General features: G+C 46.9%; 12 protein-coding genes. 6 read left to right on the forward strand and 6 right to left on the reverse strand.

From position 1 onward, the window contains the following. The first annotated feature begins 14 nt into the window (after nt 1-14). From BFR57_RS10290 to BFR57_RS10315, 6 genes are read left to right on the forward strand one after another with little or no spacing between them, the layout of a single operon-like run. Complete coding sequence (locus tag BFR57_RS10290) at nt 15-2,804, forward strand: monovalent cation/H+ antiporter subunit A (protein WP_071463930.1); 2,790 nt, start codon at nt 15-17, stop codon at nt 2,802-2,804. Then, nucleotides 2,805-3,143, forward strand: a complete 339-nt coding sequence (locus BFR57_RS10295; protein ID WP_071463931.1) for a Na+/H+ antiporter subunit C — start codon at nt 2,805-2,807, stop codon at nt 3,141-3,143. Then, a complete protein-coding gene (locus BFR57_RS10300) occupies nt 3,143-4,672 on the forward strand; it encodes a monovalent cation/H+ antiporter subunit D (RefSeq protein WP_071463932.1) in 1,530 nt (509 codons plus the stop codon). Before BFR57_RS10295 ends, BFR57_RS10300 begins: the two co-directional genes overlap by 1 nt. Beyond that, nucleotides 4,665-5,153, forward strand: a complete 489-nt coding sequence (locus tag BFR57_RS10305) for a Na+/H+ antiporter subunit E (protein ID WP_071463933.1) — start codon at nt 4,665-4,667, stop codon at nt 5,151-5,153. The genes BFR57_RS10300 and BFR57_RS10305 overlap by 8 nt, the downstream gene beginning before the upstream one ends. Continuing rightward, nucleotides 5,147-5,416 (forward strand): K+/H+ antiporter subunit F, encoded by a 270-nt coding sequence (locus BFR57_RS10310; protein ID WP_071463934.1) that lies wholly within the window; start codon nt 5,147-5,149, stop codon nt 5,414-5,416. Before BFR57_RS10305 ends, BFR57_RS10310 begins: the two co-directional genes overlap by 7 nt. 9 nt (nt 5,417-5,425) lie before the next feature. Further along, entirely contained in the window at nt 5,426-5,800 is a 375-nt protein-coding gene (locus BFR57_RS10315; protein ID WP_071463935.1) for a Na+/H+ antiporter subunit G, read from the forward strand. Nucleotides 5,801-5,811: 11 nt separating this feature from the next. Here BFR57_RS10315 and BFR57_RS10320 read toward each other — a convergent pair whose 3' ends face one another. The 6 genes from BFR57_RS10320 to rplP form a co-directional block, all read right to left on the reverse strand. Continuing rightward, nucleotides 5,812-7,791 carry a tetratricopeptide repeat-containing sulfotransferase family protein gene (locus BFR57_RS10320; protein ID WP_071463936.1) on the reverse strand — a complete coding sequence of 660 codons (1,980 nt, stop codon included), beginning with the start codon at nt 7,789-7,791 and terminating at the stop codon, nt 5,812-5,814. A gap of 61 nt (nt 7,792-7,852) precedes the next feature. After that, nucleotides 7,853-10,291 carry a TonB-dependent receptor gene (locus BFR57_RS10325; protein ID WP_071463937.1) on the reverse strand — a complete coding sequence of 813 codons (2,439 nt, stop codon included), beginning with the start codon at nt 10,289-10,291 and terminating at the stop codon, nt 7,853-7,855. Nucleotides 10,292-10,394: 103 nt separating this feature from the next. After that, nucleotides 10,395-11,816, reverse strand: a complete 1,422-nt coding sequence (locus BFR57_RS10330) for a hypothetical protein (protein WP_071463938.1) — start codon at nt 11,814-11,816, stop codon at nt 10,395-10,397. 136 nt (nt 11,817-11,952) lie between these two features. Beyond that, on the reverse strand, nt 11,953-12,216 hold the full coding sequence (rpsQ, locus tag BFR57_RS10335) for a 30S ribosomal protein S17 (protein ID WP_006956452.1): 264 nt from the start codon (nt 12,214-12,216) through the stop codon (nt 11,953-11,955). After that, nucleotides 12,216-12,407 carry a 50S ribosomal protein L29 gene (rpmC, locus tag BFR57_RS10340; RefSeq protein WP_006956453.1) on the reverse strand — a complete coding sequence of 64 codons (192 nt, stop codon included), beginning with the start codon at nt 12,405-12,407 and terminating at the stop codon, nt 12,216-12,218. Before rpmC ends, rpsQ begins: the two co-directional genes overlap by 1 nt. Beyond that, nucleotides 12,407-12,820, reverse strand: coding sequence for a 50S ribosomal protein L16 (gene rplP / locus BFR57_RS10345; RefSeq protein ID WP_006956454.1), 414 nt, complete (start codon nt 12,818-12,820; stop codon nt 12,407-12,409). Before rplP ends, rpmC begins: the two co-directional genes overlap by 1 nt. Nucleotide 12,821 lies beyond the last annotated feature (1 nt).

Here is a 12,821-nt window from a genome sequence, read left to right on the forward strand (position 1 = left end):
ATACGTATTAGCTTATGAACCTATTTTATATTGTGTTCGCGCCATTGATTGGTGCTTTGATTCCTTTACTGCTTCGACGAACGAGTCGCTCCGTAAAGACAATTGCCACCATCGCAATCCCACTGTCATGTATTTTGGTTGCATGGCCACTCGCCCAACAAACGCTAAGCGGCGAGATACCCACCGCCATTCAACATTGGTTGCCTAATATCGACTTCGACTTGGCCTTTCGACTGGACGGCTTATCATTATTATTCGTCAGTCTGATTTTAGGTATCGGTGTGCTTATCATACTTTATGCGCACTATTACCTGTCTAGCGAGGATAGTGACAGCCGATTCTACGCGTGCCTGCTCCTGTTTATGGCCTCAATGCTGGGTATTGTCACAGCCGATAACGTATTGCTGATGTGGGCATTTTGGGAGCTCACGAGTATTTCGTCGTTCTTATTGATTGGTTACTGGTATCACAAAAGCGACGCACGTCGTGGTGCGCGTATGGCACTTGCAACAACCGGCGCAGGTGGACTCGCTCTACTGGCTGGCTTGCTCATTATTGGCGACATTGCTGGTAGTTATCAGCTCAACGAAATCTTTGCCGCTAAAGATGCGATTCAGGCCGACAGGCTATACGTCCCGGCGCTTATCCTGGTGCTATTAGGCGCATTTACAAAATCAGCCCAGTTCCCATTTCAATTTTGGTTGCCACACGCCATGGCAGCACCGACCCCAGTAAGTGCCTACTTACACTCTGCTACCATGGTTAAGGCGGGGATATTCTTGCTTGCCCGCATGCACCCGGCATTAGCGGGTACTGAGTTTTGGTTTATCACCGTGACCCTGATCGGTCTTGTCACTATGCTCGTGGGCGCCTACTTTGCGCTATTAAAGCACGACTTGAAGGGCTTATTAGCGTTTTCTACTGTCAGCCATTTGGGGTTGATATGCATGTTGCTTGGTATCGGCTCCCAAGCCGCTGTCATAGCCGCACTATTTCACGTGATAAATCACGCTTGTTTCAAAGCGGGTCTATTCATGACAGCAGGAATAATTGATCATGAGACGGGCACACGCGACATGCGTAAATTGCAGGGGTTGCTTGGTTTTATGCCGATAACAGCGACACTCGCCATGGTTGTAACGGCGTCTATGGCCGGTATTCCGCCGTTCAACGGTTTTATGTCGAAAGAATTGTTTCTCGATCAAGCCCTTAACCAGCACTTGTTTGGTGGTTTAAGTTGGTTTGTTCCTATGCTCGCAACTGTAGGCGCTGCACTCTCCGTGGCTTACTCAATCCGCTTTATTCATGATGTGTTCTTTAACGGAGATTATAAAGAGTTACCCAAGCACCCCCACGACCCGCCTAAAATGATGGCGCTTCCGGTACTGGTGTTGGCGGCTTTATGTATCATCATCGGCCTAATTCCGATGCTGTCCGTATCTGGCATCTTAAATCAAGCCGTCAGTAGTGTGGTACTTGCTCCGACTGATGTAAAACTGAGTTTATGGCACGGATTTAATCTTCCACTCCTAATGAGTGCAGTTGCCATCGTAGGTGGTATCGTTATTTACAGCCAACGCGATCAGCTTTTCACATTTAACCGTCAGTTTGAAGGTCAGGATGCTAAGCACAACTTTGAACGTATCGTTCAGACTGTATGTGATAGTGCCAATCGTTTATTTGCTTATATCGATACAGGCTCACTGCAACGTTACATGGCGTTAGTGTTAATCGCAGTCATTGTGCTAGTAATACCTCAATTGTTCGATATTGTTAGCCTCGAAGGCACTCGACCACAGCAACCTATTGATTTTGTATCGATAGTGGGTGCGTCTGTATTAATGGTCGCAGGTTTTGCTACGGCTATTCTTCATCGGCACCGTTTCATCATGTTGATGATGTTGTCAGTGGTTGGCTTGATTGTATCACTGTCCTTTGCACATTTTTCCGCCCCCGATCTTGCGATGACGCAGTTAGTCGTAGAGGTGGTCAGTATCATATTGATGGTGCTCGCACTATTTTTTATGCCCCAGAAAACCGCTCGCGCATCAACCGGGCACCGGGTGTTTCGCGATATTCTTATTGCCAGCTTGATAGGTGGCATTGTTGCCACGCTTAACTATGGCATTCTGACAAGCGACTTTGAGACGATTTCGGACTTCTTCATCGCTAACGCGAAGACAGGCGGCGGTGGAACAAACGTGGTTAACGTTATTTTAGTCGACTTTCGTGGCTTTGATACATTGGGCGAAATCACCGTCTTGGCGATTGCCGCTGCTGGTATTCACAAGTTACTGAATAAACTCAAACCATTCATGCCTTCTAGCGATATTGATGGTCGCCCTTGGCATCGTATCAAGCATCCTTTGATGCTCACTAATGTAGCCAATTTAGTGCTACCGATGGCAATGGTCGTCGCGGTTTATATTTTCTTACGCGGACACAACTTGCCTGGTGGCGGGTTTATTGCGGGTCTTATTGCTGCATCTGCAATGATCCTGCAGTACATAGCGAACGGTGTCGACTGGGTGAAAGAGCGCTTTAACGTCAATTACCAGTCGTTAATGTCCTTTGGTGTGATGATTGCGGCCCTAACCGGGGTAGGTAGTTGGTTCTTTGACCGCCCTTTCCTTACGTCTTGGTTCACATATCTTAATTGGCCAGTGGTTGGTAAATTTGAATTTGCCACGGCGTTACTATTCGATTTAGGTGTATTTCTCACCGTAATCGGGGCCACCATGATGATTCTCAGTAACTTCGGCAAAATGACCACACGTCATCGTCCCCGTCAGGAGGGTAATTAAATGGAAGCGTTATTCTCAGTTACCGTCGGTGTACTGACAGCCTGCAGCGTGTTTCTCATCTTGCGAGGTCGGTCATTTCCTGTGGTTGTCGGCATCACGATGCTGTCTTATGCCGTTAACTTATTTTTGTTCTCGACCGGCAGACTCACGATTAATGGCGCGCCCATTTTAGGCACCAACACGGAGTATGCGGACCCGTTACCGCAAGCATTGGTACTTACGGCCATCGTCATCGGCTTTGCTATGACCGCGTACTCGGTCATTTTGGCTGTGCGTACACGTGGTGAAATCGGCACAGATGAAGTGAATGAACAAGATAGTGGGGAGTCATCGCGCTAATGTGGCAACAACACCTAGCAATATTACCAATACTTATTCCGTTATTTACTGCGCTATTGCAGTTGCTCCCTTGGGGCGACCGTCCGCAACCTAAACGCCGTGCACTTGGCTTAGCATCGAGTATCTTAACACTGGTGTTCGCGGCTTTATTACTCGCCCATGTAAATCAACATGGCATGTTGGTTTATGCACTCGGCGATTGGCCAGCACCGTTCGGCATTGTATTAGTGCTTGATAAACTCAGTACACTAATGATTTTGTTAACGGCCGTGCTTGCACTACCAGTACTGATCTATGGTTGCTACGCGGAAGATAACTTAGGTTCGCATTTTCATGCGCTGTTCCAGTTCCAAGTGATGGGCATCATTGGTGCGTTTGCAACCGGCGACCTATTTAACTTATTCGTATTCTTTGAGGTATTATTAATATCCTCTTATGGGTTAATGATGCATGGTGGCGGGAAATTCCGCGTCCGCTCGACATTACACTATGTATTACTCAACCTATTAGGGTCCGCACTGTTTCTCATCAGTGTCGGCACGCTCTACGCCACGACCGGAACCCTGAATATGGCGGATATGGCCGAAAAAGTCGCACTCCTTTCGGGTGATGAAGCTGCTCTCGCCAAAGCGGGTGGCTTTATGCTACTCGCGGTGTTTGGTATCAAAGCAGCTATCTTGCCACTGCATTTTTGGTTGCCACAAGCTTATTCAACGACTACCGGTGTGGTCGCCGCATTGTTTGCTATCATGACCAAAGTGGGTGTTTACTCCATCATTCGTGTTTATACCCTTATCTTTGGGCCCGAAGCTAACGAACTTACATGGCTTGCCGCAGACTGGCTCTGGATACTGGGTATTCTAACACTGATTTTTGGCATTATTGGTATGTTAGGTGCTCGAGATCTTAGGCTATTAGTTGCTTATTTAGTTATCGTGTCGGTTGGCACCTTATTAGCCACCTATAGCTTCAGTTCAGCGGCGGGTATAAGTACTGCACTATTCTATCTAATCCATTCAACCGTCATCACGGGCGCCTTATTCCTGCTGGCTGATGTAATGGCATTAGAACGCGGCAAAACGGCTTCAAGAATCGTTACAGGTAAGCGTATGGCTAACCACAATACTTACGCGGTCATGTTTCTTGTTGCGAGTATTGCAATTATTGGCTTACCGCCATTGAGTGGATTCGCTGGTAAACTAATGATCTTACAGGCCGCCCCTGTTTCAGCCAGTGGCTTCTGGTTATGGGGCACTATGCTTGCAGCGACACTGGTGATGTTAATTATGATGAGCCGCACCGGTAGCAAGATGATCTGGCATACCTTACAAGGTAAACCCAATGATCAATCGGCGCCCATGGGTAAACGTATCGCAATCGGCGTACTGTTGTCCTTATCATTGGTACTTACGATTTTCGCTAATCCGATTCGAGACTATACCGATGCCGTAGCAGACCAATTGCTCGATACCCAAACATACCCGAATAATATTATTCCAAAACGCAATGGAGAGGGCCAATATGAGTAAGTTGTTCCCAGCGCCGTTTCTAACACTGTGCCTGTTAGCCATTTGGCTATTGTTGTTTAATTCCATTGCCCCAGGTGTTGTGATTCTAGGTTTGATAGTAACCACACTCCTACCGTTATTATTACGCCCTGCTTGGCCTGAGTTTAAAACCATCAAAAAGCCACATTTGGCGTTGATTTATTTGGTTATTTTAATCTTTGACATCGTCGTGGCTAACTTTAAAGTTGCCGCATTGATCTTGGGCCGCCGTAAACACATTAAACCAGCATTATTCGTGTTTCCGTTGGATATGGTAGATGAACTCCCCGTAACAATTCTCGCCAGCACAATTACCTTGACCCCTGGGACGGTATCCTGCGAAATCACGCGTGGTCGCCGCGGTATACTCATTCACGCATTTTCTGATGAGAGCCCCGAGGAGACAATAAAAGTGATACGTCACCGTTACGAGCGTCGCCTGAAGGAGATTTTCCAATGTTAACGACAGTTATTCACATTGCGTTCGTACTCTTTAGCCTGTCAATTATTATGAACTTTTGGCGCTTGGCTAAAGGACCTGATTTGCCCGATCGCATTTTAGCGCTGGATACGGTTTATATAAATTCTCTCGCGCTTTTGTTATTGCTAGGGATCTACCAAAATACGCAAACCTATTTTGAGGCGGCCTTGTTGATCGCAATGTTTGGTTTCGTCGGTACCATCGCAGCCGGTAAGTTTTTACTGCGTGGCGACCTGATCGAGTAAGGAGAGGAAATGGAAGCACTAAGTCAATTGCCAGAATGGGTGCAATGGATAATTGCGTTCTTCATTCTTTTAGGTGCGAGCTTCGCTTTTGTCGGCTCGCTCGGTTTGGCGATTTTGCCAGATTTTTTTACTAGACTACACGCGCCGACCAAGAACACCACCATGGGGATTGGTGGAATCGTCATTGCGGCTATCATTTCAACGTCCGCGCAAGGAACATTGAACTTGAATGAGCTGCTGATTGCCATCTTCCTGTTTTTAACAGCCCCGATCAGTGCGCATATTCTTGCAAAATCGGCATTACACACCGAACTGCCTAAGTTTGGTCCTACCAAAGACCACCGCGACGAGAACGACGCTTATCAGCACGAGGCTAAGAAGTAATAAGGTGGGAGCTAGCGCTCCCACTCAGTTAACACATCGCCTAAAGCGTCTTGCAATGGCGACAAATACTTCTCGAAGCTGCGCCATTGTCCAATGCCTTTTGTACTAATCGGTTGCCTTACTTGTTCTGAGCTCGCCGTTTTAACTGAGCGATTGTTTTGATGCGGTGAAAAACACGCGCGCTCAACATCCAGTCCGAGGTAGTTGAACAGCTCAGTGATTTGTGCTTCTGGCGCATTTACTAAACGTTCATGAATTAGCGTGTATATCTGGCCCGGAAATACTTGGTTCCAATGCGCCATCATTTTCAGATAATCCCTATAATAGTCGGCAAGCATATCAAAGCTATAGCTAAACTCCTGACCCTCGGCAAACAGTTGTTTGTATGCACTCCAACAGCAATCCATGGGATTACGCCGCGCATCGATAATCTTAGCATTGGGGAAGAGTTGCTTAATTAAACCGATGTGACGAAAGTTGTTTGGCATCTTATCAGTGAAAAACGGCGCATTACCGCGATAGACTTGGGTTTCATTGACGTATCGCTGGGCGAGCTGCTCGATTTGTTGTTCCGACAACGCATCGAGAGCGTTGGGGTAAAGCGGTTTTTCTCGATTAACTTGTCGCCCGTTTAACTCATGTGCGATGGCCGGAATATTAGCAAGCTCAAGTGTTGCATCAATTTGCGAATGAGCCGCTAGGATCTGCTCTATCAATGTTGAGCCGGAGCGCGGCAGACCCACTATAAAAATAGGCGTGGGCTGAGAGTGATTTATCGACGACTGCGCTAAGTGAGCAATTTTGTTGGCGTCAAAATATTCAATTTGTGCCTCAATACGTTGACTCAATACCTCTGGCTTGTAGTGACTGGTTTCGCGTTTTAGTTGATTGCCTCGCTGATAGTATTTAAAACTCTGGTCATACGCGCCCTGCTGCTCCAGCGCCTTACCTAATGCAAAGTTCAAGTGGACTTTATCCTCGACGCGCGCCTCACTCGCATTCACTGCTGTTTGCATCCGTTGATACTCAGAGTCATCGAAGCGGTAGGTCTTCAAATTGGCAAGGCTCCAAAACGCGTCACCAAACATCGGCTGTAGCTGGTAGGCTTGCTGGTAGCATTTAACCGCGCCTTGTGTGTCGCCTAAGGTTTTCAGAAGGTGACCTTTAGCAACATAGACGCCAGCGACATCGCCAACCTTATCGCGTAGCAACTCATCATACAGTGTTAAAGCCTCATCGTGATTATCAATTGCACTACAAAGATTAGCGTATAATGCCTTATATAATGGGTTGTTCGGCTCATTGTGGCGCAGCAATGTTGCTTGCTCTAACGCTTTAGTGAATTTTTGTCGCCGTTGCAGTACCTTGATGTAATCGTAACGGGCTCGGTTATACTCGGGCGATAATACCAATACACTCTCGAGTAAAAACTCGGCATCGTTGAGCACATCGAGTTGAGCACCTATCAGAGCTAATGTGCGCATTGCCTCAATATGATGAGGGTTACGTTGTAGGTAGGCGCGGCAAATACGTTCTGCTTTGTATAGTTTGCCCTCGTGAAACAAGTTAAGCGCACCGACCACTTGCTTGGGTTGCTTTTGCAAAAACTGGGCTTGTTCAGCATTTAATTCGGCTTGTCGCTGGTTACCGAGTTGCGCCTCAATTCTTGCAGTAGCATCCCAACTCGCATATAAAGCAGGGTTTAATTTTAACGCCTGGTAATAGGCGTTTAGGGCAGCTTCCTGATGTCCTAGCGCACGCATCGTATGAGCTAACTCTTGGTGGCCTCTACCAAACTCAGACCAACTATCAAGTAACTTATCTAAACGTTGATGCGCTTCATTTAGTCGTCCTAAGTAGCGCAGAGCAACCGCTGAGTAATACAACGCTTCTTTTCGCTCATCACCTTCAGCGTTGGGGAGTTGTTCATCTAGTTGAGCCAGTGCAACGCCAAACTGGCCGTCGGCGAGTAACTTCTTAATCTTATCCATGATGACCCTTAAACAAAAGAAAGAGGCCGTGCCAGCCACGACCTCTTTATTAGATTAAACCTTAATAAAATGAGTAAGAAACCGATAGACCAAATGTTCTAGGACGATTCGTTGTTGTTCTTAAAATATCATCCTGGGTATTGGTATACAGCTCTGCACGCTCATCGGTCAGGTTCTTAACATATAGCTTGACGCTCCACTGGTCCTTCATAACACCAATCGATGCATTGCCAATGTTATAAGAGTCTTGGCGACCACCCGCTTGTTCAACTTCCGTTGCGACGATTGAAGGATAGGTGTCATCAGCATAGATCCAGCCAACCTGCGCAAATGCATCCCACTTGTTCTCAAGCGTCCAAGTATAGCGGCCGCGAACACTGGCCTGAATTTTCGGCGTTAAAGGTAGCTCCGAACCGATTGGCAAGGTCCGCACGATACCTTGACCTGTACTCACAAGTTCAGTGTCGTTGTACGACAACGCACCATTTAGAGTGAAGTTGTCGGTCAAGCGCCACGTCATGTCGGTTTCTAAACCACGAATTTCTGAATCCGCAGCATTGTCCACGAAGGTTAGAATCGAGATGTCCGTATCTAACCGAGTAATCTGCATGTCGTTCCACTCAACGAAATAGGCATTACCATTCCAACGCAAGGTGTTATCCAACAGCAGCGTTTTCCAACCAAACTCGTAGTTTTTCACCTCATCCGATTCATAAACCGTATTAACGTAGCCGGTTTCGTCACTACCTTGACCACCTGCACGGTTAAAGCCGCCGGGTCTAAAGCCTTCTGAATACGTGGCAAAGAATAGAGTGCTTGGAGTATATTGATAACTCAGCGCGAACTTAGGAATGACATCGTCCTGCTCGAGTGGCTCATTAGTGTGCCCAGCTGTTGAGTCATAATCACGTCCAGCGTCTCCGTCCTCGCCTTTTGAGGCAAAGCTCGACTGACCCGTAAAATCGGATTCCATATCGTACCAACGCAAACCGATTGTTGCCGATAGCTTTTCTGTCAGGTCATAGGTAAACTCACCAAATAACGCGATCTGCTCTTCAGTACGCGTGATATCGTTAAAGAAGCCAATACCTGGCGCCCGTGTATCACGGTTATTTGCGTAAGCATCTGAGATAGGCGCGTTAGGCACAAAGCCGAGCGCTTCTGGGTTAGCGAAGTACACGTAATCATCTTGTGTGTTGATCTCGTAATCGTCATAGAACACACCTGCTGTAATGCGAGCACGCGAGTTGAAGTCATAATTGATACGCGCTTCTTGCGTGAAACGTTCGTGTTCTTGGTGCCCTTTAAACCCTTTTGTTGGGTCTACGCACTTCTCTGCAATGCCGTCCTCACCGTAAACACAGGTATAGTAAATAATATACGAACCTGAGGTGTTATACCCGGTGTAGTCAATAGATTGCTCGATCTCACGATCTAAATAACCGCCCGTATAGAGGATCTCGAGCGCTCCGAGACGCCCGTCTAACGTCCATGTCGTTAGATCAAAACTATCTTCGAGTTCATCAGGGAAATAGCGCTCCACTTCGAGGTCACCGACTTCTGGATCGTAGTCAAACACCCCATCCGCACCGAGGTCCTGTGCTTGGTGTTGAACAAGCAGTTCCCAGTCCGTGTTGATGCGATATTTAGCACTGAGTCGGAACCCCTTGTAATAGCTATCGTTGAAGTCATCCTCAGCAAGATCCGTATTGAAAGCACTGGTGAACTCAGTGCCCTCATCGACCAAGCCCTCAATAGCGGGGTTCAACCCACGGAAATTCGGGTTATTCGGGTCGATCGAAAATTCACCCGCTTTGTTGTCGATATAACCACCGCGATTAACATTGTAGAACGCGCCACGAACGGCAAAGTCACGCGACACAGGAATATTAATGTAACCCTCTGCTGAACTGCTCATTTCACCCTCTGGCATTGTCTCGAAGCCCGTGGTGAAGCCGGCCTCAAAACTGCCAAGAATAGGCTTGTTAGTGATGTATCGAATAGTCCCTGCTTGCGAGCTTGCGCCAAACAAAGTGCCTTGCGGCCCTGGCAATACCTCAATACGTTGCAAGTCAGTAGCGTATACGTCTAAGTTACGTCCTGGCGCCGTAACCGGTTGTTCATCGACGTAGAGCGCCACGTTTGGCATCGTGCCTTGCGCGCCTGATAGCATTACAGAAATGGGTTGAATGGACATGCCGCGAATGAACACGTCATTTTGACCGGGTCCACGACCACTTGAGGAAACATTCGGAACATACTGCGCGTAGTCATCAAAGTTACCAATGTTTTGCTCTTTGAGATCGCGCGAACTGAGCGCTTGAACGGCAGTAGGGGTTTGTTGGATATTGGTAGTCCGCTTGGTAGCGGTGACATTAATGGTTTCGATTTGTTTATTATTTTCTGCTTCTTCTTGTTGCCCCTGTTCCTGTGCAACTGCTGACGAAGAAGCAGCGAGTGCTATAAAAATAGCGGAACTCAGCTTACTATAACTGAACATATGCTCTCCCGTTTTGTGTTTTTATCTCCTTGAATAAAAAGTGGCGCCTCAGCGCCACTTTAAAGACCTACATTCGGTTAATTAGCCTATACAGTGTAAAGCATTAGAAGTAATAACCAAAATTGATGTTAAAACGATTATTTACGTCACCGCCGTCCGTCGCGATATTGCCACCAATGAACGGTTGGTTTTTCGCTCTAACAAAGTCAACGTAAGTGTAGAAACCACCACCTGCCGCAACTGCAACACCCAAAACATTCATCCAAGTGTCATCTTGATAACCTTTCTTATCGGTGATGATACTGTGGTCGTTGTAGAATGTGAGTGATGTAATAGGACCAATGCTTACAGGTAGTGTATAAGCTACGTTACCCGTATACACTTTCGCTTCTGTCGGGATCGCATCATAATAAGCGTACGCGCCCATATAAACGCCACGGTTTTCTACTTCAAGGTCATATTCATAATCAGCATATTGCAACTGAACATTCCAAGGGCCATTGTTATAGTTTCCGTGAACACCCCAAGCAAAACGATTACCGACGTTTTGGTTTTCGTATTCTTGCGCCGCTGTAAAACCTTCTGCAGCTGAACCCGAGTAGAAGTTATTGCCCTGAGCAGACAAACCGACTTCTAAGTTTTCCTCATCACTAAAAGTAAACTTACGCGCGGCACGCAATGCGTAACTGTTGCTTTCACCAATTGGCAAACCAGGTGCGTCATACACGCCTTGACCTGGCAGACGAATACCGACCGTATCGTAGTTATAACGTGCTGTGCGGTCAGTAGCAGAACCGTCTACCCCACCTTGCTCATCCGACTTGTGATAAGCAATATCGAAGTCCCAGTCATCACCGCGGTAAAGGAAGCGGATACCGTTGTCGTGCTCGTCCTCTAAACCGATATAAAACGTTGAGTTAAAGAAATAGCTGTGAGAGTTATATGGCATGTTACCGAAAGGTACTTTGACGACACCAATTTGCCCCTGCCACTTGTCGGTAAAGTTATAGCCAAACCATGCGTGTTTAACGACGTCTTGATATTGGAACCAACGATACTCGGCAGACAGAATAACGTCGCCTATTTCACCATCGAAGTTCAAGCGGAAAATATCGAAGTCGAGGTCACCCGTACGGTTCTCGTTGTCTTGATCGTAGTTATTATACTCATATTGAAAACGAACGGCGCCATGGACTTTAATCGGCCAGTTCTCGTTCTCTTCTGCTTTGTCCTCAAGTTTAGCAAGGCGCGCTTGTACACCTGAATCAGCGACTTCTTCACTTTGCATTCTACGCGAGCGTTTAGATTTCTGAGAATACTCCTTTTTGGACATCATTTCTTGATGACGCTCTTTCATCTTCTCCTTGGCCTGCTCTTGTTGAGCTAAACGCTCTTCGAGCTCAGCCAGTTTCTGCTTTAGCGCTTCAATCTCCTGCTGTACCGACTGCTGATCCTGCTGTACCGGTGCTGCATAGATCGGGCTCGCAGCTAGCATAGAGGCGGCTAGCACCCAACCTTTTGCCATGTTGTGCTCCTTACTTTAGGTAAAAAAACGGTTAAGTTATTATTTTGCTATAAATTATACCGTGATTAAATTTATTTAGATCAAAAAAAAGGCCTCCGCAAGGAGGCCTTTTGACATTTATTGTTGCGAACTGCAATTAGACAATTTCAGCACGTTCAACGATTTCAAGCAGTGCCCAAGATTTGTTCTTGGAAAGAGGGCGTGATTCGCGAACAATCACGGTATCGCCCATCTTGCACTGATTCTCTTCATCATGTGCGTGTACTTTAGTTGTACGCGAGATGTACTTGCCATAGATCGGGTGCTTAACACGACGCTCTACCGCTACAGTGATGGTTTTATCCATCTTGTCGCTAACAACTTTGCCTTGCAGTGTACGAACACGTTTTTCTTCAGCCATTACGCACCTGCCTTCTCATTTAAGATGGTTTTAATACGTGCGATATCGCGACGTACTTGCTTCATCATGTGAGTCTGATTCAGCTGACCTGTTGCCGCTTGCATACGCAGATTGAACTGCTCACGACGCAAGTTCAGCAATTCTTCTTGCAGCTGCTCAACGGTTTTTTCTTTAAGTTCACTTGCTTTCATCACATTACCGTCCGAGTAACAAAAGTGGTTTTGAATGGCAGTTTACGTGCCGCAAGGCGGAACGCTTCACGTGCCAATTCTTCAGAAACACCGTCCATTTCGTACAGTACGCGACCTGGCTGAATCTGCGCTACCCAGTATTCGACGTTACCTTTACCTTTACCCATACGAACTTCTAATGGCTTCTTGGTAATAGGCTTGTCTGGAAATACGCGGATCCAGATTTTACCTTGACGCTTAACGTGACGAGTCATCGCACGACGGCCGGCTTCGATTTGACGCGCAGTCATACGACCACGGTCAACTGCTTTTAGTCCGAAGCTTCCGAAGCTGACTTTGTTACCTGATTGCGCAAGACCACGGTTACGGCCTGTGTGAACCTTGCGGAATTTTGTACGCTTTGGTTGTAACATA

Origin of the sequence: Idiomarina sp. MD25a (assembly GCF_001870515.1) — a bacterium.
GTDB lineage: Bacteria > Pseudomonadota > Gammaproteobacteria > Enterobacterales > Alteromonadaceae > Idiomarina.